Genomic DNA, 20,794 nt, shown 5'->3' on the forward strand with positions numbered 1-20,794 from the left:
CAAAGAAAAGCCCCGTGCTTCGAAAGGATGCACGGGGCTTTTGTGCGTCAGGTCGCGGGCTGGTCGATCAGGCGGCGCTGCGTTCGTTCAGCGCCGGCTCGCCCTTGCGCTCGCGCACGAGGTTGATGAAGCGGCGGAAGAGGTAGTGGCTGTCCTGCGGGCCGGGCGAAGCCTCCGGGTGATGCTGCACCGAGAAGACCGGCTTGCCGACGACGCGGATGCCGCAATTGGTGCCGTCGAAGAGGGAAACGTGAGTCTCCTCAACACCTTCCGGCAGCGACTTCGAGGCAACTGCGAAACCATGGTTCATCGACACGATTTCCACCTTGCCGGTCGTGTAATCCTTGACCGGGTGGTTGGCGCCATGATGGCCCTGATGCATCTTCTCGGTCTCGGCGCCCAGCGCCAGAGCGAGCATCTGGTGGCCAAGGCAGATGCCGAAGAGCGGCAGGCCGCTGTCGATCAGCTTGCGGATGACCGGAACGGAATATTCGCCGGTGGCGGCCGGGTCGCCGGGGCCGTTCGACAGGAAGATACCGTCCGGGTTCAGCGCCAGGATGTCTTCAGCCGACGTCTTGGCCGGAACGATGGTGACGCGGCAGTCGAGACCGGCAAAGAGGCGCAGGATGTTGCGCTTCACGCCATAGTCGACGGCGACGATGTGGTAGCGGGCGTCGGCGTCGCCGAGTTCGCTCGTGCCTTCGTTCCAGACCCACGGGCGCTCGTTCCAGCGCGAGGACTGGCCGGAGGTCGCTTCGATGGCGAGGTCGAGACCGATCAGGCCGCTCCAGGCTTTGGCGTCCTTCTTCAGCGCTTCAACGTCGAACGTGCCCGAGGGCTCGTGGGCGATGACGGCGTTCGGCGCGCCGTTTTCGCGGATCCAGGCGGTGAGCGCGCGGGTATCGACGCCGCACAGGCCGATGACGCCGCGGGCCTTCAGCCACTGGTCGAGATGCTTGGCGGCGCGATAGTTGGACGGATCGGTGATATCGGCCTTGAAAATGACGCCGACAGCGCCCTTGCGGGCTGCGGGCGTCAGGTCTTCGATATCTTCCTCGTTCGTGCCGACATTGCCGATATGGGGGAAGGTGAAGGTGACGATCTGGCCGAGATAGGAGGGATCGGTGAGGATTTCCTCGTAGCCGGTGAGCGCGGTGTTGAAGACGACCTCGGCCTGGACATGGCCCGTGGCGCCGATGCCCTTGCCTTCGATGACCGTTCCGTCGGCGAGGACCAGAAGGGCGGTGGGCTTTTCAGTCGTCCAGGGGGCGGTGGCCATGGCTTTTCTCCGGCGGTTTGACGGGTTCGCGGCAAGGGCGCGGCTCGCAGTTGCCTGCGCCGCGGATGCGAAATCCATCTGTCTGTGTGCTAAGGCCGGGAAAATAGTGCGGGCATCCCTTGGGGTCAACCTTTGGCGGGACGATTCCTCGTTTTAAAAGGCTAATCTTTTCAATCGATTATTCATTTTGTTTGATTGGTGGCAGACGAGAGCCTAAGTACGGCGCACTGAAATCCGAAAAATGCCGGGATTGAAAGAGCCGCCGCAAGCTGTAGCGCCTGCTGGAAAAATCTTTCGTTGGCCGGCGACTGACAAGGGAAAATTCGATGCGCGACACGCTCTCACAAGCCATGAAGGATGCCATGAAGGCCAAGGACACGCGGCGGCTTGCGACCGTCCGTCTCATCATGGCCGCGATCAAGGATCGGGACATTGCCACGCGCGCGCCGGGGCACGAGCAGATCAGCGACGAGGATATCCTGCAGGTCCTCGCCAAGATGATCAAGCAGCGCGAGGAATCGACGAAGATCTATGCGGAAAACGGCCGCGCCGATCTCGCCGATCAGGAACGCGAGGAAATGGACATCATCCGCAGCTTCATGCCGGAACAGCTATCGGACGAGAAGGTTCGGGAAATCTGTGTAGGTGTCATCGCTGAAACGGGGGCGTTGGGTCTGCGCGACATGGGCAAATGCGTCGCGCTTCTGAAAGAGCGCTATCCCGGCCAGATGGATTTCGCCAAGGCTTCGGCGATCCTCAAGGAGCTCTTGAAGTAGACCCACAGGTCATGCCGGTCGGGGAAGCGGTTCCAGCCTTTCCCGACCGCACAAGGCGGCCGCCTCACTTCGCCATGGCGGCGCTGAGGATAGCCTGCTGCTGCGGCTTCGGCCCGCCCACGAAGCGGAGCGTCTTGCCTTCCTTCAGCAGAGCATAGGCATGCTTCCGCTGCGGGGTCACCAGGATAGAGATGCGGGCTTCGCTGCAATTATGCGCTTCGCAGGCGTTGTAGACATCCGTTCCCGGCAGCGGCGAAATTGTCGTCAGCACGGGCTGGGCGGTGTAGTTGCGGTTCTTGATGATGCCTTTGGCCCAGTGAGGCAGCTCTTCGCGCGTGATGAGCGAGACGATGGGCGCGCGGACGGTCCTGTCTCTCAACGCATCCATCAGATACGGTTTCTTGGCATCGGTCGGCGCGAACTTGACGTCCTCTGCCTGGGCTTGGAAAGCTGTCACAAAAACAGCGGCGGCGATCAGAGCGAGACGCATCAAGCGGAGTTCTCCGTTTGGACTTTGATTCAACGTGACTTTATCCCACCGCTCTTGTCTCGCCGCAAGCGATTTTCACCTGCGCGTTCAGTTTCAAATCGTTCAGTTTCAAATCGTTCAGGCTCAAACGCCCGGAACAAACCGGATCGGGGTGTTCCACGGATCGAGTGCCACGAGCGTGCTGCCTTCCTCCTTTGTGTCCGTACCATGGCTTTTCAGGCGCGAACGCAGGTCGTCCATCAGGTCCGGAGCGACCGTGAATGCGGCCGTTTCGAGACCCGACATGTTGCCCGGCCGCCGGCCGGCTCCCCGCGACTGCCAGACGTTGGAGCCGACATGGTGGTGATAGCGTCCGTTTGAGAAGAAGGCAGCGCTTTCGTTGGCAATCAGCGCCGTCATGTCGAGACCGGTCGCCTTGACGTAGAAATCGCGGGCCAGCGCCGTGTCGCCGACGCGCATGTGGACATGGCCGATGCGAAAGCCGGCGGGCGCCGTGTAGGGCAGCTTGCTGTCTCGCGGCAGTCCGGCAATGAGGTCATCGACGTTCAGCTCGTCGGTCCCCATCTTCACCTGGCCATCGGTCTTCCATGTCCAGCCTTCGTGCGGCCGGTCGGCATAGACTTCGACGCCGTTTCCTTCCGGGTCATCGAGATAGAGCGCCTCGGAAACGGAGTGGTCTGCGAAGCCGGTGAACGGGACGCCGTTGACATAGGCCGTGATCAGCCAGCGGCCGAGTTGTTCGCGGTCTGGCATCAGAAAGGCCGTGTGATAGAGACCGGCGGTCGACGGATCGTCGGGAGCGTCTTGCGGCTTGTTGAGGAGTGTGACGAGCGGCATGCCATCGGCTCCCAGCACCGTGTGATCTGCGTTCGACGTCAGAATGGCAAGCCCGAGGACCTGATTGTAGAAGGTGGTCATGACCGTCATGTCGCGCGCACGCAGCGTCACCGAGTTGATATGGATCGGCGTACTGACGGCGAAGGACGGCTTTAGCGGCGCTGCGAGGGAGGGGGCGGCTGCACCAAGGAGGATCGGTGCTGCGCCCAGCACGTGGAGGGCGGCGCGGCGGGTGATGTCAAGGGAGGAGGCCATGGGGTGATCCTGCGGTTATGATGGAGATGTTATGCTCCACCGGAAGTCGCCCGCATAGATCACGCGGAATGGATGAATCGTTCTCTTGGAGTGAACAACGGATGTGTTATTGTTCAGCGTAGAAGATCGTTAGGTTGCGGTCATCCTGACCGGCGCCGATTGTGAATATCGGGGGCTGAGCGGCATAGTAGGTGGTCTTCTGGGGCCGGCCGACCTATATGGAAGAATTAATCAGAGGTTTCCATGCGCTTTTCCCAGGGCTTTCTCGACGAGATACGCGATCGTGTGCCGATTTCGGCGGTGATCGGTCGTCGCGTTGCGTGGGATCGCAAGAAGACGAATGCGGCGCGTGGCGACTATTGGGGTTGCTGCCCGTTCCATGGCGAGAAGACGCCGAGCTTTCACTGCGAGGACCGCAAGGGGCGCTACCATTGCTTCGGCTGTGGGGTGACGGGCGATCATTTCCGGTTTCTGACGGACCTTGAGGGGATCAGCTTTCCGGAAGCGGTCGAGCAGATCGCAGGGCTTGCGGGCGTTCCCATGCCGCAGCCGGATGCGGAAGCAGCGCGGCGCGACGAGCAGCGCACGACGCTCATGGATGTCATGGAGCTGGCGACCGCCTTCTTCCAGGACCAGTTGCAGAGCGCCAATGGCGCCAGGGCGCGGGCGTACTTGCGCGACCGCGGGCTGACGGGGCGGACGATCGAGACGTTTCGTCTTGGCTATGCGCCGGAGAGCCGCAACGCGCTGAAGGAGCATCTGGCGGGGAAGGGGATCCAGAAGGAGCAGATCGAGGCCTGCGGACTCGTCGTGCATGGACCGGACATCCCGGTTTCCTACGACCGCTTCCGGGATCGCATCATGTTCCCGATCCTGAGCTCGCGGGAGAGGGTCATCGCCTTTGGCGGGCGCGCGATGTCGCCGGACGCGATGGCGAAATATCTCAACTCCAATGACACGGAGCTCTTCCACAAGGGCGACGTGCTTTACAATTTTGCCCGTGCACGGAAGGCGATGCAGGGAGCAAATGGTGCGTCGACCGTGATCGCGGTCGAAGGCTACATGGACGTGATTGCGCTACATCAGGCGGGCATTGAGAACGCAGTAGCGCCGCTTGGCACCGCGCTCACCGAAAACCAGCTCGGACTGCTCTGGAAAATGACGCCCGAGCCTGTGCTCTGCTTCGATGGTGATGGGGCGGGCCTGCGCGCGGCCTATCGTGCCGCCGATCTGGCTTTGCCGCTGATCGGGCCGGGCAAGTCGGTGTCTTTCGCGCTGCTTCCCGATGGCAAGGACCCGGACGATCTGGTCAAGCATGACGGGCGCGCGCCGTTCGATCGGGTCATGGCGCAGGCGAAACCGCTTGCGGAGATGATCTGGACACGGGAATCGCAGTCCGGCAGTTTCGCGACGCCCGAAAAGCGCGCGGAACTGGAAGCACGGCTCAGGCAGATCACCAATGTGATCGCGGACGAGACTGTGCGCCGCCATTACCAGCAGGCGATGCGCGAAAAACTGACTGCCTTCTTTCAGCCGCAGCAGCGCGATGGTGGAAACTGGCGCTCGGGCGGTGGGGGCGGGCGCAACGGCGGCAACTTCCAGCGGGGTGGCGGCGGTCAGCGCGGCTCTCAGGCCAATAGCCGCGTGGGCGGCATTTCCGACAGCCTTGCGCGGTCCGGTATGGTGCGCGGGCATCAGGATGTTCCGACGTTGCGCGAGGCGGTGCTGGCGCTGACCATCGTGAACCATCCGCAGATCCTGATCGATGAATATGACCACATCGCCGATCTCGAGTTCGAGAACCGCGATATCCAGAAGCTGCGTTCGGCGGTGCTGTCCGAGGCCGCCATGGCGGGGTCGATGAAATTCAGCCGCGAGACGCTGATTGCGAGTCTGGAGGCACAAGGCTTTTCGACGCTGCTCAAGCTTCTCGATCAGCAGGTGCGCAATGCCCGGCTGTGGACCGCCACGGAGCAGGCGGCATCCGAGGACGCGCGGGAAGCTTTCCTGCAGGTTTTGGCGTTGCACCAGCGAACCCGTGTGCTGCGGCAGCAGATCGGCGAACTGGAACGCGAAATCGCCGACGCCATCGAGCGTGATGATGACCGGAACATCGACGCCCTGATGCAGGCTTTGCGGGAAGTGCAGACGGAAGCCGCCCGGCTGGAGAACCAGGAAGCCATCATCGATGGCTTCGGCGTGTTGTCCGGACGCGTCAAAGGACCCGCAGTCGGCAGTTGAAATGATTCGCGGAATTTCCCGCGACTTGAAATTTCCCTCACAGTTCCCAAATAGTGGAGACTGCCCCGAAAGGTCTGGATTTTACAGCTTTTGGTGTTTTTTCAGATTTTTCAGGCAAAATGCTTGACTGCCCGGAGAATTGTGGGAATCACCTTCGGGATCGGAAATGGTGGTATTGGTCAATCAACTTGAATGCCTGCATCTTCATGCATGCGCCGAACCGGCTGCTGCGAGAAGAGGGCCTTCGTGGTTAATCAGGATTTAATGGTCTTCCGCTAGCTCAAGACAGATACGGGGGCGACGCGACGCTTTCAAGAGCCGTTGCGCAAGCCTCTCGTCCGGCTTGGCGAATTGAGACGTGACAGGAAAGCGACGGATACATGGTAACGAAGGTCAAAGAGAACGAAGAAGCCGAATCTGAACGCGAAGGCGCAACAGACGGTCCGCTTCTCGATCTTTCGGACGACGCCGTCAAGAAGATGATCAAGGTCGCGAAGAAGCGCGGCTATGTCACCATGGACGAGCTGAACTCCGTTCTGCCCTCCGAGGAAGTCAGCTCGGAGCAGATCGAAGACATTCTGGCAATGCTCTCCGACATGGGCATCAACGTCGTTGAAGACGAAGAAGTCGACGAGAACGCCAACAGCGCTGCAGCTGATGACGACGAGGACGGCGAGGGCGGTCTTGTGACCACCTCGGCGAGCACGGCGCTGGCTACGGCAAAGAAGAAAGAACCGACCGATCGCACGGACGATCCGGTGCGCATGTATCTGCGCGAGATGGGCTCTGTCGAGTTGCTCTCGCGCGAAGGCGAAATCGCGATTGCCAAGCGCATCGAGGCCGGCCGCGAAACGATGATCCAGGGCCTCTGTGAGAGCCCGCTGACCTTCCAGGCCATCATCATCTGGCGCGACGAGTTGAATGAAGGCGCGACGCTGCTGCGCGAAATCATCGACCTCGAAACCACCTATTCCGGCCCGGAAGCCAAGGCTGCGCCGCAGTTCCAAAGCCCCGAGAAGATCGAGGCCGACCGCAAGGCTGCCGAAGAGAAGGACAAGGCAAAGCGTGCCCGCTCTGCTGCCAATGACGACGACATCACCAATGTCGGCGGCGAGGGCTTGGCGCCTGAAGAAGAGGAAGAGGACGAAGACGAGTCCAACCTGTCTCTGGCCGCGATGGAAGCCGAGCTTCGTCCGCAGGTCATGCAGACGCTCGACCTGATCGCCGAGACCTACAAGAAGCTGCGCAAGCTGCAGGACCAGCAGGTGGAGGCGCGCCTTGCCGCAACCGCATCGCTGTCGACTGCGCAGGAGCGCCGGTACAAGGAACTCAAGGACGAGCTGATTGCGGCCGTGAAGTCGCTGTCTCTCAACCAGAACCGTATCGATGCTCTGGTCGAGCAGCTTTACGACATCAACAAGCGTCTCGTGCAGAACGAAGGCAAGCTGCTGCGTCTGGCAGAGTCCTATGGCGTCAAGCGCGACAGCTTCCTGGAACATTATCACGGTGCCGAGCTCGATCCGAACTGGATGAAGTCGATCGCAAACCTTGCCTCCAAGGGCTGGAAGGAATTCGCCCGCGAGGAAAACAACGCGATCAAGGACCTGCGTTCCGAGATCCAGAACCTCGCCACGGAGACCGGTATTTCGGTCACGGAGTTCCGCCGCATCGTGCACATGGTGCAGAAGGGCGAACGCGAAGCGCGCATTGCGAAGAAGGAAATGGTGGAAGCCAACCTTCGTCTCGTGATCTCGATCGCCAAGAAGTACACGAACCGCGGCCTGCAGTTCCTCGATCTCATCCAGGAAGGCAATATCGGCCTCATGAAGGCGGTCGACAAGTTCGAGTATCGGCGCGGCTACAAGTTCTCCACCTATGCAACGTGGTGGATCCGGCAGGCGATCACGCGTTCGATCGCCGACCAGGCCCGCACGATCCGCATTCCGGTGCATATGATCGAAACGATCAACAAGATCGTTCGCACGTCGCGCCAGATGCTGCACGAGATCGGCCGCGAGCCGACGCCGGAAGAACTGGCCGAAAAGCTCGCCATGCCGCTTGAAAAGGTGCGCAAGGTTCTGAAGATCGCCAAGGAGCCGATCTCGCTCGAAACGCCGGTCGGCGATGAAGAAGACAGCCATCTCGGCGACTTCATCGAAGACAAGAATGCGCTTCTGCCGATCGACGCCGCCATTCAGGCGAACCTGCGCGAGACAACCACCCGCGTTCTCGCTTCGCTGACGCCGCGCGAAGAACGCGTGTTGCGCATGCGCTTCGGTATCGGCATGAACACGGACCACACGCTCGAAGAAGTCGGCCAGCAGTTCTCCGTCACCCGCGAACGTATCCGCCAGATCGAAGCCAAGGCGCTTCGCAAGCTCAAGCACCCGAGCCGCTCGCGCAAGCTGCGCTCGTTCCTCGACAGTTGAGCAGAGTAGCTTTTGAGAGATTTCAAAGCCGGCGAGGGCAACTTCGCCGGCTTTTCCATGCGATCTCTGCAAAAGCGCCCAGCGCCTCGCATGCCTTTGTCAGTCTTGCTTCCAGCGTTACCACCATTGTGTCTCCCGTTTCGAACGCAATGGCCAGATGCGGTGCGTCTCCAGAGCGCAGGTCGAGCGTATGCCCTTCATGAAGCGCGCCGCCGTCATGAAACGGGAAGCGCTGACCGGGCCATGACGAACCGAATTTGTGGTCAGCCGGTTGGATGACGACTGGACGACTGCCGCTTGCGTAGCGCTTGTCCGATATATTTAACACGGGAGCATTTTGTTTAACCGCGCAATGCACATAGCTGTCCAATCTGCCGGTTTCCCCTCTCGATCCCGGGCTGATTCCGCCCTACATAGGAATGATGGACGGTGCGCAGGAATTGCCGGAGCGGAGAAATGGGTGGGCCTATGCGGCGTCCGCCGTGCTTCATATTGCCGTTGCGCTGGTGCTTTTTCTGAAACTTCCCGAGCACTCCGCCGAACCGCCCAAGGATGAAGCGGTGAAGGTGGATATCGTGCAGGAAAAGGAGGCACCGCCCCCTCCTGAACAGAAGCCGCCGGAAGAAAAGAAGCCGGAGGAGAAGGCCGCGGAGAAGCCGCCAGCACCGCCTCCACCGCCTCCGCCGGAAGCCAAGGAGGAGGCAAAGGTCGAGCCGCCGGAAAGTCCGCCCATTCCACAGCTGAGGCCTGTCTTCCAGTTCGGCCAGAAGGATGAGGCATCGCAGAAACAGGCCGGCAGCGCCTCTGACGGCGAGAAGGATGCGGCAGATGAGCTTGCGGACCAGAAGCCAGCTGCCCCGCCTGCCGAGGAGCCGAAGGCTGTCACGGAGGAGGCTGCGAAAGAGCCACCGAAAGATAACATTCCCGGCGTTCCGGATGTCCTGAAAACGCAGGAGCAACAGGCGTCTGCCGCCGCTGCCGCTGCCGGCAAGCCTGCCGAGGAGAAGGCCGCCGCGCCGAAGCCCGATGAGGCGAGGGAGTTGAAGAAGGCGCGCAAGCTCTATTCGGCCAACGATATGGGCGGACGAGCGGCCATCGTGACGATGAGCGGCCTGTCGCGGCCCGAGCGGATCAAGCAGCTCTGCGCCACGGAACTGGGTCAGCAATTGATCCACGGATCGCCTCCCTATCAGGCAGAAATCGTGCCTTCGGCGGCGCCGCGCGAGGGCAATGTACTGTCCATTCCGAAGGCTTATTTCCGCACACGCAGCGCGTGGTACGAAATCAGCTTTCAATGCGAACTTGACGCTGATGCGACGCGGGTTGTCTCGTTCGCCTTCAAGGTCGGGGCCCCCGTGCCGAAATCCGAATGGCGAGCGCGGGGCTTCCCGACGAACTGATCGAAAGGATAGGAACCATGTCCTTACGCATGCCGCGCGATCTGGCGCGTCTTTCCCGAGCCGGGCAGTTTGACGGCGCCCTGTCGAATTTCGAGGCTGAGGCCTTGTCCGAAAGCGCATCGTCGCTCGGCCATCAGGGGCGCAAGGCCGAAAAGGCGCTGGCCGCACTGGCGGCCGCTTCGCCGGAGACACGCGCGGCCGCGCTTGCCGAGGCGGGGGAGGCGGTCTGGGCCTATTTTGTCCAGCGGGAGCTTTGCGGATTGAGAGATCACCGCCTGATCATCCGGGAGATGGGCATCCCCGCGGAGGTGCTGACACGGCTGGGCGCCGCGCCGAAGCAAACGCCGTGATTTTTTTGAGCCTGACTCTCACTTGCGCAGAATGCAGTCGAACTCGTTGCCCTTGGGCCAGTTGATCAGCGCCATGTCACCCTCGACCTCGAAGCTGATGCCCTTGGGGCCGACGAAGCGCTTTTCGTCGGTCTCGTCGTCCTGAAAGGCGACGGCAGTCTTGCCGGCGTGATCGAGACGAACGGACGGCGGCGCACTTTCGACATAGGTCACGATCAGCTGATTTTTCGGATTGCCGCGGCAGGTATAGATGGCTGGCGATTTCGTCTTCACCAGAAGGAAGCGGGCCTGAAGATCGGCGATGCGACGGTGATAGCTGTCAAGCGTACAGGCCTTGACATCCTCGCTCTTGGCACATGCATTGCGCTCGCGTGACCAGCGCAGCTGATAGGCTTTCATATGCCGGATTTCGGGTGCGGTGTTTGGCATGGCCTCGACCTTTTTCAGGGCGCTCTGGAACACCGAGGCGAGCTGCACGTCGAGATCCGCCAGTTCTGGATCCTCACAGACCAGTTCCTCGATTGCGTGTTCGGCTGTCGAGCAGTCAAAGGAGGGCTTCACCTTCGTGTCGCTCGAGCCTTGTGGCAAGGCCGCTGCAGAGGCGGCCTGACCGGACAGAAGGAGGCACGAAATCAATCCGGCACGGATCATCAGATTCACGATGTTCAGCCTTTCAGATAATCCTTCAGGACCTTGACGATCATTCCGTGGTCTTCCGCCTGGGCAAGGCCAGAGACCGTAATTGCCGCCACCACGCCGGTTCCCGCGACGCGGACCGGGAAGCTGCCGCCGTGGTGAGAGAAATTCATCTGGTCGACACCGATGTCGGGGCCCGGCACGCGGCCCTTCTGCCGCAGGGCTTCGCCAACGGCCAGCGACGACTTGTGATAGCGCAGCGTCGTGTTCGATTTGCGTCTGGCCCATTCGTCGTTGTCGGGCGTTGCACCGGGCAAAGCTGCATGAAACAGCGTTCTGTCCGGTGTGCGGATGTTGATCACCACACGCGCGCCTTCCACGCGGGCGGTGGCAACGAGCGCCATGCCGATTTCCAGGGCTTCGGCCTCGCTAAAGGCTCGAAAAACGAGCCGGGCTTCTTCCGCTGCGATCTGATCAATCAATTCTGCTGTCGACATGTCCCGTCCCGTGCTTCGCAGAGAATCATAGCGTTGGTTTTTTGTTGCGCAACGGCTTTCTATCAGGCGTTTCTGTCTGAAAAATATCTCATTGTTTTCTGTATCTGCTAATGTTTCGCGGAGATGAACGGGGTCTGAACGGGAGATTCGGGGAACATTCATCTCGTTTGGGGTATTTAAGACGATATTCGAAGCGGTTCGGCGGCAAAAGCCGGCAAGGGCTTTTCATGGAGAAGAGGATATGAAACAGTTTCTCACGAGGGTACTGCTTGCAGCCATGGTTGGTGGTGCAGGTCTTTCGGTAGCACCCGTGGCCGCGTTGGCTGACGGCATTTATTTCGGCTTCGACAACGGGCCGGGTTACGGCAATCGCCCGCCGCCGCCGCCACCGGGGCGTTTCTACGATGAGCCGGGCTATCGCCGCCCGCCGCCGCCGCCGCCCGGTTATGGCTGCAGCGAGCGCGAGGCTGTCCGCCGCGCCTGGCGCATGGGTCTTGAAGATCCGGAAGTCGTTCGCGTTACGCCGCGCCGCGTGATCGTTGAAGGACAGGTCGGTCGCCGTCTCCGTCAGGTTCAATTCGCGAATGTTCCGGGCTGCCCGCCGCTGTAAGGCCTGATGTTTGCATTCTTGCAAGGAGCCGCCGCATCTGAAGAGGTGCAGCGGCTTTTTTCGTTTCCAACAATCCGGAAAAGGCCGGGCGGGACAGCCGATGCAGTTCCGCCCGGTCTCGTGGATCAAAGGGCCGTTACGGCTTTTTCTGGTTGATGGCGAAGGTCACGGTCACGCGGGCGTGATATTCGCTTTCACCCGCTTCAACCGGTACGCTGTCCGTCGACTGCTTTGCCATGCTCATGCGCGCCGCCATCGGCACTTGCGGCATAAACTGCGGGTCCTCCGAGATGGAGATCACGTCTCCGGTCGAAACGCCGGCTGCCTCGGTCAGCGCCTTGGCCTTGGTGATGGCGTCGGCGACGGCCGCCTTGCGGGCCTCTGCGACCAGCTCCTTCTCGTTGCTGTTGCCGAAGCTCAATGAGCCGCCGGAATTGATGCCATCGGTCACGGCTTCGTCCAGCACCTTGCCGAGCCCGCCAATGTCGCGCACCCGAATGGTCAGCATGTTGGAGACCTGATAGCCGGTGAGCTTGGGCGCGGTGCCATTCTTGCCGGAATAATCGAATTGCGGCGTCACCGAGAAGCCGGAGGTTTGCAGGTCGCGCGCGTCGATTCCCTTGGTCTTCAGGCCGGCCAGTGTGTCGGACAGGGCCTTGTTGGCGTCATCGAGCGCCTGACGGGCGGTGGCTGCGGTCTTCAGAACACCCACATGGATGATGGCCATGTCGGGCGCCGCCGAAACTGTACCTTCGCCGGTGACGGTAATTCGCGCCTGCTCCTCTGCCGCGCGCGTGGCAGGGGCCGCTGAAACCAGCGCCAGAACGGCCAGCGAAGTCATGAGCGTGCGGGTATGAAACATGATGGTCCCTCCAGTTCAAGACGGCCGGGGACGGCCTGTCATGGATTTCAGGCTCGAGACCGATACGCGCCTCAAGCCTCGTCTCTAACGTCGTCGTGGAAAAGCGCCGAATACTCTCCGTGATCAATCACCCTTCCCGGACGGGGCAAGATGTGTCTGTTGATTGTGTGGCAAATGCGGCGGGTGCTTGAAGCAGCAGGCGAATTCGTTTAATCGGATCGTCGCTGCGGTTCACCATTGCCCGCCGCACCGCCGACCAACGACCGGCGAGGGCCTGTAGCTCAATGGTTAGAGCCGGCGGCTCATAACCGCTTGGTTGGGGGTTCGAGTCCCTCCGGGCCCACCATTAATTATTGATTTCATTATCTTATCTTGTGGCTAGCCTTCGTGTAGCGGGCCGCGCGCTTTTGAATTTTTGACACCGGCTTTTAGAACACTCAGGATCAGCTCTTAAGCGCATTGGCGAGTTCGGCACAGGCCCCGGCAATATCATCACGGTGGGCGGCTTTGATCCCCTCAGAAACCTGCAGGCGCGCAGCCTCCACCGTACTTTTCTCCGTTCCTCCAATTATCATGTTTGCGAACATTGCTGTTGACGCGGGGATAATGGAAACATCGCAGTGCGCGAGTCCCCATTCAATCCATAGTGCCGAAAGCAGCTTTTGTTCATTCGTTTGCGCGACGACAGCAGTGGTGAACAGAGCGGCGGCGATTGTTGCTAGCGGCATCAAGGGGCTCCCGAAATAATCACTTCGCGGACCTTCTTACCAGCCCCACCGCTGACCGAGTAGGTGCAATCTACCTCTTCGATCGAGAACGCTCGGAAGGTTTCGAAGACGCCTTGAGCCGCGTTTAAGGACAGAATGAAGCGTCCTCGAAGCCTCTTTAAAACTTCGGCCATATGTTCGAAGTCGCCTCGACCGAAGACGTCAGGGCCATAGTCGTCTTCATTTCCGTAGTAGGGCGGGTCGAGATAGAAGAGCATGCCTTCCCGGTCGTAACGCTCAATCAGCTTAGCCCAGGGCAGGTTCTCAATCACAACGCCGGCGAGACGTTCGTGCACGTCCTCCAGGAGCGGCCCAAGCTTTGATACATTGAAACGGCCGCCAGTTGTCCTGGACACCCCGAAGGTCTGACCATCGACCTTGCCTCCGAACGCCGTGCGCTGGAGGTAGAGGAAGCGAGCTGCCCTCTCCAGATCGGTCAAGGTCGCGGGGTCGCAGCGCTGCAGCCGCTCGAATTCCCGCCGTGAGGTAATCTGGAACCTAAGGGTGTCCATGAACTGCGGATAATGCCGCTGCAGGATCCGGAAAAGATTGGCAACCTCGCCGTTGATGTCGTTGATGACCTCAAGCCTCGGCTGGAATGGCCTGCGCAGGAACACCCCGCCCATCCCGACGAAAGGCTCCGCGTAGCCGTCATGCGGGATCGAACGCAGCCGCTCGATGATGGTCTTTGAGAGCAGTCTCTTGCCGCCGATGTAGGCAGCGGGCGGATTCGCGGGGATAACGTCGTGGAGGGCTGTAACCGCCATTGTGGATTTACCTGGACTCGCTCACAAGCCGCGCAGCCCTTCGGGGCTACGGGTGGTGAAGTTAAGTCTTCTTGCTTCCGGGCGGGTTCGGTCGCCAAACTTGACCCCGCCTCCGGCTTAGGCCGGCACCTGGTACTTCTGGATTATGGTCGCCGCCGGCGGCCACATTTGATGGATGGGCGCGGTGTGCGTTTTACCAGCCGCGCTGCTTTAGCCAGCCGCCAATATAGCGAGCTTCGATCATCTGGCCTTTTTCATTCCGATGCAGTCCGTCGAAGCGCGTATCGTCGGCCGAAAGCTCACCGAGGAAAGCCTGACGTTCGACATATGTGAACGTGTTGTGCGGCCAACGCGCCAGTACCTGCCGATCAATTTCGGCCATAGCGGCAACCTGATCAGTTGTTTCAGGCTTGCCGGCAGACTGCGCAACCTGCGGCATGATCAGGAAGTGGTCAGTCTGGAGCGTCGCCACCGCTGCCGAGAGGTCAGCCACATACGCTTGCGCGTCCTCATCATCATTCCGGCGGTCATAGATGATCGTCGTGATCTTGCGGTGCGACTGGTCGGCCTCCATCTTGACGCGCATCGTGTGCATATCCTGGCCGCCCACGCCATCGTTGAAAGGCTTTCGGCCCAACTCCGACGAAACGATCACCCACCAGCGTTTGCCGTCCCAAGAGGGCACAAGATTGTAGACCTTGGCAATGCCGGACCGCGATGCGATCGCAGTGCTGTCGCCACGTATTGCGAGCGTGTCCTCACCACCGCAACTGACCAGCAAGAGAGCTAATACCCATAAAAAACGATTACGCATGATCAAACCTTTTTAAAAAAATCTTTCGCCAGAATATCCGAGCATCTCTGGTTGTCGAGTCCTACACCAAATCACCAGCCGAGTGAGATGAGCTTATCTCTGTAGGCACGGGCCTTTGCCATTTGACCGGCCGCATTGAGGTGACCACCATCAGAGCGCAGCGAGCGCGGTATCCAGCCGGCAGCGATGTCGGCTAGGTCTTCCGCCGAGCCGTTGCTTGCCGATGCAAAATACGGCATCGGGTCAACGTAGCGATCCCCGTAGGATGATTGCCTCAGCGCGTTGAGTGCCAGCCGTTTTGCCGTGTCATCCGGCGTGTCTGCTCCGGAGCCAGTTGCCGGATCATTCGCAAAGGGCGTTACAGCGCCGACCAGAAAGCGGCCACCGACAACATGGGCCACCATGAGAGCCATGTCTGCTTCGATTTCGGTTGCAGTGAGCGTCTTAAATCCGTTGCGGCCACCCTCAAGCAGGTTGATGCGCGCATTGTAATAGACGTCGGCAGCCTGCCGAGCACGGATGGAAGCAATGCTTTCCCCTCCGACACCACCGTCGTAGACATAGCGATAGCTGCCCATCATCGTTGCGAGATAGGCTGGATATCCGCCTTGCGTCAGGCTATCGCCCCAGCAGGCCAGATATCGGTTCGCAGATCGAGGTTTGAGGTAGTCAAGTGCTGCGCCAACCGCAGCTCGTTCGGACGAAGAAAAAGCTTTCCGGAAAAACCCTACCGCTCGGATAAAGCCGAACCAGGCCGCACCACCGTCTGGAGATGCGCCGATACGAGGCGCGTCGGTCGCATCCTCGTCCGAAGTGAGAGCCGCGTCAAAGCTGTCTCTCGTGGTCGTCACACCATCGACCGTGACACGCGGCGCGTTGTTCGCGAGGTCGGCCTCCATGATGGCGGATGTCCAGCCGGTGCCGGTCGTCGCCTTTGTTGAGACGGGTAAGGCAAAATTACCGTTATTGATGCGGCGTAAGAATGCGCCCCATTTTCCGGACTGCGCGCGCAGGCTGAACTGGGAATTTCCCGATCCGGCACGGAAAGAAGCAATATCAAGCGTTTCTGCAATTCCAGTGGTTCCGTCGCCGACGACAGCGACGGATACTCCGCCCAGATTGCGCGCGAAGCTGAGAGCGTTTTGCAGCCCCAAGCTTGTAGGCAGATTGACGTTATAGATCATTGGCTCGCCACCGGACCAGTCAAATACTGGCTGCTGGGCTGTGATGGTCTGCAATGCGTCGTGCGCGCCCATCTGATCGTGCCAGATCTTGACGCGCAATTCCGATGTGCCCGCCCAGCCCATGATTTCGGCGCGCGATAGGTAGCCGCTAGGTCTCGGGTAAAAGGCAGTCTCCGCATTATCGGACGTCCGGCGCAGAGTGACAATCGGACCGGTGTATCCAGATCGGACGAGCTGCAGCGCGAAGAGGGCGTATGGCACCGGCGTGGCGTCAAAGACAGGCCGTGCCCGCACACCCTTGCTAAGGGTGTCAGAAAACGATTTGACCGCGCCCGCCTTCGAGATCTGGCGCTCGATCGGGATTGTCAGACCGCTCGACAGCATCACTCCGAATCCCACACATACGAGTTGCCTTTGCCGTTGCGCAAAGTGAAGCGCACGGCCGGCAGCTGCGCGACGCGGATGAGCTTCCGGCTTGTCGCATGCATGGTGTCCACGACAATCCACGGCGCAGAGCCGTTCAGCCGTGTCTCGACATCGACCGTCGCCTGCTCGCCATCGCTCTTGAACTGGAAGATCGAATCCACCGTCGGCGTAAACGCCGGCGACGTGAATTCCACTAGGTTGGTAGACATGCGCTCTGCCATGGTTTTTCTCTCCTCAGCTGGCCGACGGCCAAACGACAGTGTTCCGGACCGCGCGAGCCGCATCCGCGTCAGCCGCTTCCGTAATCGCCATGTTCGTCTGCATCCGGATCTTCTCGATCGCCGCTCCGATCGCGACCCAGGCCGTGTAGGCATCGATGACTGCACTTGCCACGCCGGAAGCCGTCGAGGCCGTGATGCCGACTTCGTTGGCGATCATCGGATAATCGGCAGCGTTTGGCTCTGTCGCGGCCAGGAATGCCCGCGCCTGGGCTAGCTTTTCCGTGTAAGTCATCGCCTGGCCTTCGCCGGCCGTGATGTAGCGCTTGCGTTCCGCCTCGGCCGCCGCGTTAATTTCCTCAATCAACGCCTGCTTAATCTGCCGCAGCTCGCCTTGCGTGGGCTCGATAGTCGGCGGCGATGAAAAAGCCCGACCGTCGTAAACATCGCCCGGTTTCACGGCATCGTGCGCGACCACGAAGTCCTGAGCGAGATCAGGATGATAGATATCGTCCGGATGAAACTTGCCAAGATCGACAACCTCGACAGCGACACCGTCCTTAATGCGCGCATAGAACATGATGACCTCACAGAATATGGATGATGATGCCGCCGTTTGCGCCTCGGCCGCCATAGTTGCCGCCAGTCCCACCCGCGCCGCCACCGCCGCCGCCGGGCCACAAGCCATCCACGCCCGGCCCCCCGGATGCCGGTGCTGGCGGCGCACCGAACGGTGATCCACCGCCTTGTCCGCCTATGCCTGTCCCATCGGAAGCGGCCGGCAAAGCCCCCGCGCCATTGCCACCGCGAATATTGATATCGCCGCCGATACCGATACCGCCCGTCGTCACATTGCCGTAAACGCCGAATTTTCCGTGCACACCGACTTCTCCCGGCGTCGCCGAAAAATACGATCCGAAGGATGTCGTCTGGCCCGGCGCGCCGGGATTGCCGGGACTGCCGCCGAGACCTCCTGCACCATTGACGTAAGGGATCACTTGGCCGGGAGTGACATCGATTTCCTTGTAGGCATAACCGCCCCCCGCACCCCCTGTCCCCTCGTAGCCGTTGTTCGTGTTCGATCCGCCGCCGCCGCCGGGGGCACCAGCCCACAGCTCAGGGCCTATCCGATAGACACCGGCCGGTACGGTGTAACTGCCAGGGCCGGGCGCACTGATCACCGTGACACTGCTCGAAAAACGAGGGGCGAGCGGCACCGAAACCTGAACATTGGTGCCGTCGAAGATCGCCGTAACAATCGCGCCGCCTGGCAATTGACCCGGTTTAAGGGCGTTGTTGCCGAAGGCGACCAATGCCTTCGGCGAAAGGCCGTTCGGCGAGAGCGTGACGGCATCCGTATTCGGCGCGGCGATCTTCAGCCGCATCGGCACGCCGACCAGCTCGGTCCATGCGGCCGGCGCAGGCGACAAAGCAACCGTCAATGCGTTGGCCGTTCCTCCGACTTCAAAATAGTTCAGCCGCTGTGACCGGATCGCCTTTGTAAGCTGGTTCCATTTGGTCCGATCGGCGACGAAACCGGCCGCTTCAATAACTGCGAGGATTTCTTCCTGCACGCTGTTCAGCCAGAGGGCGCTAACCCAGGTGCCTTCCTGGCTACCTGATCCGAAAGAAAGGATCTGATCCTGGAAGCCCTTCTTTCCACCGCCAAGGTCGATGGCATTGAAACTGTCTATACGGTCCATCTACTCAGGCTCCGGGATAATTGAAAATGAGGTTGCTGTGGGCCGGCTTGATCAGGTGAAAGTACTTTTCCAGATCGCCATTGACCGAGAAGGCTGCGAGCGATTCCCCGGCCTGCGATTGGCCCGCTCTGAACGGGATGACCGGGAGGGCCGGCATGTTGACGCGCCAGGTGAATTGCTCGCCTTCCGCGATCAGCGGAGTTCCGGCGACCATCATCCCAGCGCGTGTCGGCCAGAACTCGTCGATGGTAATCGTGACGCCGAGCTTGGCTGCAATGCCGATGTAATAGGGGATGCTCTGTCCGCCCTTGGCCGTCCAGCGCTGGTGTGCCAGCCTCTGCCTGTCGCCGATCGTCGCCACCCTGCGGTCTCGGCCGGCCGGGTCGGGACCAAGGACACGCTCGAAATCAGCAAGCTGCTTCACGGTCGTTCGCGGATCGATCTCGTCCATCATTTCAGCCGCCGCGTCCTCGGCATCTTTCAGGACGGTCGCAAAAGCGCGCATCACCAGGCCGAAGCCGCCCGTCACTTTCGGGACGGCAAAGCCGCGAGGGAGGCGCGCGAAGATTGTCCGGAGAATGTCGTCAACCGTTCTCATGGTGCCACCCATGTGATCGTCCCGGCGACGGGGTAGGTGTAATTGTCAAGCGTATAGCGGGCGGCCGGCACGACGAGGTCATGTGCATATTCGCCGTCAGCCGCCGAAATCTCTTCAGACAGACGCGAGCGCTCGATTGTCGCACCGATCGGGCTTTCATTGCCGTCGTCTTCCGGAGATCCAAGCACGGCCCAGAAGCGCTTGTAGGCTTCTGCGACCGCAGCCCTGGTCTTGGCATTGTCCGGTCGCAGTCGGATAGAAGCAGGTTGTGCCACGATGGCGGCGGCATGGACGCTCACCCGGGCCGTCACGGGACGGACACCCGTTGCTGTCCCGATCGCGCCGAGATAGGCAAGAATTGCCGCCCGCTCCGGATCGGTCGGCGACCGGACGGTGCCGTCATCGTCCTTCATGGCAACGACAATACCGACAGAGCCGCGTCCGATCACCTCGGGAATGACCTTGACGGCGGCGACCTTGAACTTCGATTTCACCCAGGCGACATAATCATAGCCGGCACCACCCTGGGGCGGCTTGCGGATGTGTTCAACGACTGCGGCCTGCAGCTCTTCCCAGGTGCTTTCGTCTGCGCCACCGGCAAAGGCGGTTGTGATCTCGATCGAGGTGACATCGGGGTTCGGCTCGACGGTGGCGAGCTTGATCCCGGCCTCGTAGTTATAGGCAGCGCCTGCGCCGGCAGCTGTGGCGGATACGACAACCGTTCCGCCTACGCCAATCGTAGCGGCGGCATCGGTCAACCAGATCAGCCCTTCGCTCGACGACATCTCCAGCCCGGCCGGAATAGGTGCCCCCGGCGTTCCCGTGATCGTCACCGATCCAACGGCAAAGTCCGCCTCGCGCCCATCGACATTCCAGATGCTCGCATGCCGATAGACCTGCTCCTCTTCGGCTGTGTCAGGGAAATACTGCCGGCCCCACCAGGCGACGTGATCGTGGATGGCGCGGATCTCCGGCGCGACGGATCGGAAAACAAGCGCGAGCATGCCGCGCGCCGACCGCACCGCGAACGAAAGCTTCTGCGCCGACCATGTGACGCCCTTGGCGGAAAACACCGCGTCCGCGCCGGCCTCGAAAGCCGTGGCGCAGCGCTCAGCCAGTGTTTTGAGGGATGGGATTGTTATCGGCATCAGGTGACCCTCTTGCCGGCCGTGATCTCGTCGTCACCCGTTGCTACACGCCACCGGAGAAGGCCGCGCGCCGCCCACCATGCCTCGATCTCGGCGGGCGATCCGGTCTGGGCCTTCGCCCAGGTCGTGCCTTCGCCGAGCCAGTATTCGGCGAGCAGGCGCGTTTCTTCGGTCTGTTTTGCCCGACCGAGCAACCACATCCGACAGCCCTGAAATTCGCCAAAGCGGTCGCAGGCATCAAGGACGGAGCCGCGCCGCTGATAATAGGTGTCCGGCCGGTAGAGATTGGTGACGCCATCCGGCAGCTCATCGCCCTCGGCTGCGCGCCGATCGAGCCCGATCGACAGCAGCAAGGGCGTCTCGGCCGTCACGTCGATCGACAGGTCGCCGTCGTCCGCGAACGCGAGGTCGCAGGTTTGGGTCAGATCGTCAAAAGAGAGAGCCAGGTCACAAAACATGCCGGGCAGATTGCCCGCGCGCGCGCGACCACGTCATGACCGCCCAGGC

At 61.0% G+C, this 20,794-nt stretch carries 23 protein-coding genes and 1 tRNA gene; 7 read left to right on the top strand and 17 right to left on the bottom strand.

Annotation, left to right across the window (positions count from 1 at the left end):
- Window positions 1-67 precede the first annotated feature (67 nt).
- Window positions 68-1,279 (bottom strand): glutamine-hydrolyzing carbamoyl-phosphate synthase small subunit, encoded by a 1,212-nt coding sequence (gene carA, locus LQK83_RS01050; RefSeq protein WP_230835438.1) that lies wholly within the window; start codon window positions 1,277-1,279, stop codon window positions 68-70.
- 326 nt (window positions 1,280-1,605) lie between these two features.
- On the opposite strand from carA, the gene LQK83_RS01055 reads away from it, so the two are divergent.
- Window positions 1,606-2,055, top strand: coding sequence for a GatB/YqeY domain-containing protein (locus LQK83_RS01055; protein WP_230835439.1), 450 nt, complete (start codon window positions 1,606-1,608; stop codon window positions 2,053-2,055).
- A 64-nt stretch (window positions 2,056-2,119) separates the two neighbouring features.
- Here the strand turns inward: LQK83_RS01055 and LQK83_RS01060 are convergent, their stop codons facing one another.
- On the bottom strand, window positions 2,120-2,545 hold the full coding sequence (locus tag LQK83_RS01060) for an Ivy family c-type lysozyme inhibitor (protein ID WP_230836243.1): 426 nt from the start codon (window positions 2,543-2,545) through the stop codon (window positions 2,120-2,122).
- A 123-nt stretch (window positions 2,546-2,668) separates the two neighbouring features.
- A complete protein-coding gene (locus tag LQK83_RS01065; RefSeq protein ID WP_230835440.1) occupies window positions 2,669-3,637 on the bottom strand; it encodes a VOC family protein in 969 nt (322 codons plus the stop codon).
- A gap of 243 nt (window positions 3,638-3,880) precedes the next feature.
- Between LQK83_RS01065 and dnaG the strand changes: the two genes are divergently transcribed.
- Window positions 3,881-5,878, top strand: a complete 1,998-nt coding sequence (dnaG, locus tag LQK83_RS01070; RefSeq protein ID WP_230835441.1) for a DNA primase — start codon at window positions 3,881-3,883, stop codon at window positions 5,876-5,878.
- Window positions 5,879-6,258: 380 nt separating this feature from the next.
- Window positions 6,259-8,307 carry an RNA polymerase sigma factor RpoD gene (gene rpoD, locus LQK83_RS01075; RefSeq protein WP_230835442.1) on the top strand — a complete coding sequence of 683 codons (2,049 nt, stop codon included), beginning with the start codon at window positions 6,259-6,261 and terminating at the stop codon, window positions 8,305-8,307.
- A 22-nt stretch (window positions 8,308-8,329) separates the two neighbouring features.
- Here the strand turns inward: rpoD and LQK83_RS01080 are convergent, their stop codons facing one another.
- Window positions 8,330-8,677: a hypothetical protein gene (locus LQK83_RS01080; RefSeq protein WP_230835443.1), complete on the bottom strand. Its 348-nt coding sequence runs from the start codon at window positions 8,675-8,677 to the stop codon at window positions 8,330-8,332.
- 112 nt (window positions 8,678-8,789) lie between these two features.
- Here LQK83_RS01080 and LQK83_RS21720 point away from each other — a divergent pair, with 112 nt between their 5' ends.
- Both LQK83_RS21720 and LQK83_RS01090 read left to right on the top strand, forming a co-directional pair.
- Complete coding sequence (locus LQK83_RS21720) at window positions 8,790-9,707, top strand: DUF930 domain-containing protein (RefSeq protein WP_230835444.1); 918 nt, start codon at window positions 8,790-8,792, stop codon at window positions 9,705-9,707.
- A 17-nt stretch (window positions 9,708-9,724) separates the two neighbouring features.
- Complete coding sequence (locus LQK83_RS01090; RefSeq protein WP_230835445.1) at window positions 9,725-10,057, top strand: DUF6665 family protein; 333 nt, start codon at window positions 9,725-9,727, stop codon at window positions 10,055-10,057.
- Between the two features lie 18 nt (window positions 10,058-10,075).
- On the opposite strand, the gene LQK83_RS01095 is transcribed toward LQK83_RS01090, so the two are convergent.
- Window positions 10,076-10,717 carry a lysozyme inhibitor LprI family protein gene (locus tag LQK83_RS01095; RefSeq protein WP_230835446.1) on the bottom strand — a complete coding sequence of 214 codons (642 nt, stop codon included), beginning with the start codon at window positions 10,715-10,717 and terminating at the stop codon, window positions 10,076-10,078.
- A 5-nt stretch (window positions 10,718-10,722) separates the two neighbouring features.
- Window positions 10,723-11,190, bottom strand: a complete 468-nt coding sequence (locus LQK83_RS01100) for a heme-degrading domain-containing protein (RefSeq protein WP_230835447.1) — start codon at window positions 11,188-11,190, stop codon at window positions 10,723-10,725.
- 241 nt (window positions 11,191-11,431) lie between these two features.
- Between LQK83_RS01100 and LQK83_RS01105 the strand changes: the two genes are divergently transcribed.
- The gene (locus LQK83_RS01105; protein ID WP_230835448.1) at window positions 11,432-11,800 is read left to right on the top strand and encodes a hypothetical protein; all 369 of its coding nucleotides are present in this window, start codon (window positions 11,432-11,434) and stop codon (window positions 11,798-11,800) included.
- A 136-nt stretch (window positions 11,801-11,936) separates the two neighbouring features.
- On the opposite strand, the gene LQK83_RS01110 is transcribed toward LQK83_RS01105, so the two are convergent.
- Window positions 11,937-12,662: an SIMPL domain-containing protein gene (locus tag LQK83_RS01110; RefSeq protein ID WP_230835449.1), complete on the bottom strand. Its 726-nt coding sequence runs from the start codon at window positions 12,660-12,662 to the stop codon at window positions 11,937-11,939.
- Window positions 12,663-12,932: 270 nt separating this feature from the next.
- Between LQK83_RS01110 and LQK83_RS01115 the strand changes: the two genes are divergently transcribed.
- A tRNA-Ile gene (locus LQK83_RS01115) sits at window positions 12,933-13,008 on the top strand.
- Window positions 13,009-13,105: 97 nt separating this feature from the next.
- Here the strand turns inward: LQK83_RS01115 and LQK83_RS01120 are convergent.
- The 10 genes from LQK83_RS01120 to LQK83_RS01165 all read right to left on the bottom strand — a co-directional run bounded on the left by LQK83_RS01120 (window position 13,106) and on the right by LQK83_RS01165 (window position 20,745).
- Window positions 13,106-13,390: a hypothetical protein gene (locus tag LQK83_RS01120; protein WP_230835450.1), complete on the bottom strand. Its 285-nt coding sequence runs from the start codon at window positions 13,388-13,390 to the stop codon at window positions 13,106-13,108.
- Entirely contained in the window at window positions 13,390-14,196 is an 807-nt protein-coding gene (locus tag LQK83_RS01125; RefSeq protein WP_230835451.1) for a DNA adenine methylase, read from the bottom strand. The genes LQK83_RS01120 and LQK83_RS01125 overlap by 1 nt, the downstream gene beginning before the upstream one ends.
- 193 nt (window positions 14,197-14,389) lie before the next feature.
- Window positions 14,390-15,010 carry a hypothetical protein gene (locus LQK83_RS01130; protein WP_230835452.1) on the bottom strand — a complete coding sequence of 207 codons (621 nt, stop codon included), beginning with the start codon at window positions 15,008-15,010 and terminating at the stop codon, window positions 14,390-14,392.
- Between the two features lie 71 nt (window positions 15,011-15,081).
- On the bottom strand, window positions 15,082-16,578 hold the full coding sequence (locus tag LQK83_RS01135) for an SGNH/GDSL hydrolase family protein (protein WP_230835453.1): 1,497 nt from the start codon (window positions 16,576-16,578) through the stop codon (window positions 15,082-15,084).
- Entirely contained in the window at window positions 16,578-16,841 is a 264-nt protein-coding gene (locus tag LQK83_RS01140) for a hypothetical protein (protein WP_230835454.1), read from the bottom strand. The genes LQK83_RS01135 and LQK83_RS01140 overlap by 1 nt, the downstream gene beginning before the upstream one ends.
- A gap of 13 nt (window positions 16,842-16,854) precedes the next feature.
- Complete coding sequence (locus LQK83_RS01145) at window positions 16,855-17,418, bottom strand: hypothetical protein (RefSeq protein WP_230835455.1); 564 nt, start codon at window positions 17,416-17,418, stop codon at window positions 16,855-16,857.
- A gap of 7 nt (window positions 17,419-17,425) precedes the next feature.
- On the bottom strand, window positions 17,426-18,541 hold the full coding sequence (locus tag LQK83_RS01150) for a glycine-rich domain-containing protein (protein WP_230835456.1): 1,116 nt from the start codon (window positions 18,539-18,541) through the stop codon (window positions 17,426-17,428).
- Window positions 18,542-18,545: 4 nt separating this feature from the next.
- Window positions 18,546-19,151: a YmfQ family protein gene (locus LQK83_RS01155; RefSeq protein ID WP_230835457.1), complete on the bottom strand. Its 606-nt coding sequence runs from the start codon at window positions 19,149-19,151 to the stop codon at window positions 18,546-18,548.
- Window positions 19,136-20,287, bottom strand: coding sequence for a baseplate J/gp47 family protein (locus LQK83_RS01160; RefSeq protein WP_230835458.1), 1,152 nt, complete (start codon window positions 20,285-20,287; stop codon window positions 19,136-19,138). Before LQK83_RS01160 ends, LQK83_RS01155 begins: the two co-directional genes overlap by 16 nt.
- The gene (locus LQK83_RS01165; protein ID WP_230835459.1) at window positions 20,287-20,745 is read right to left on the bottom strand and encodes a phage GP46 family protein; all 459 of its coding nucleotides are present in this window, start codon (window positions 20,743-20,745) and stop codon (window positions 20,287-20,289) included. The genes LQK83_RS01160 and LQK83_RS01165 overlap by 1 nt, the downstream gene beginning before the upstream one ends.
- Window positions 20,746-20,794: the final 49 nt, after the last annotated feature.

It is taken from the genome of Rhizobium sp. C1, assembly GCF_021026335.1.
Taxonomy (GTDB): domain Bacteria; phylum Pseudomonadota; class Alphaproteobacteria; order Rhizobiales; family Rhizobiaceae; genus Ensifer_A.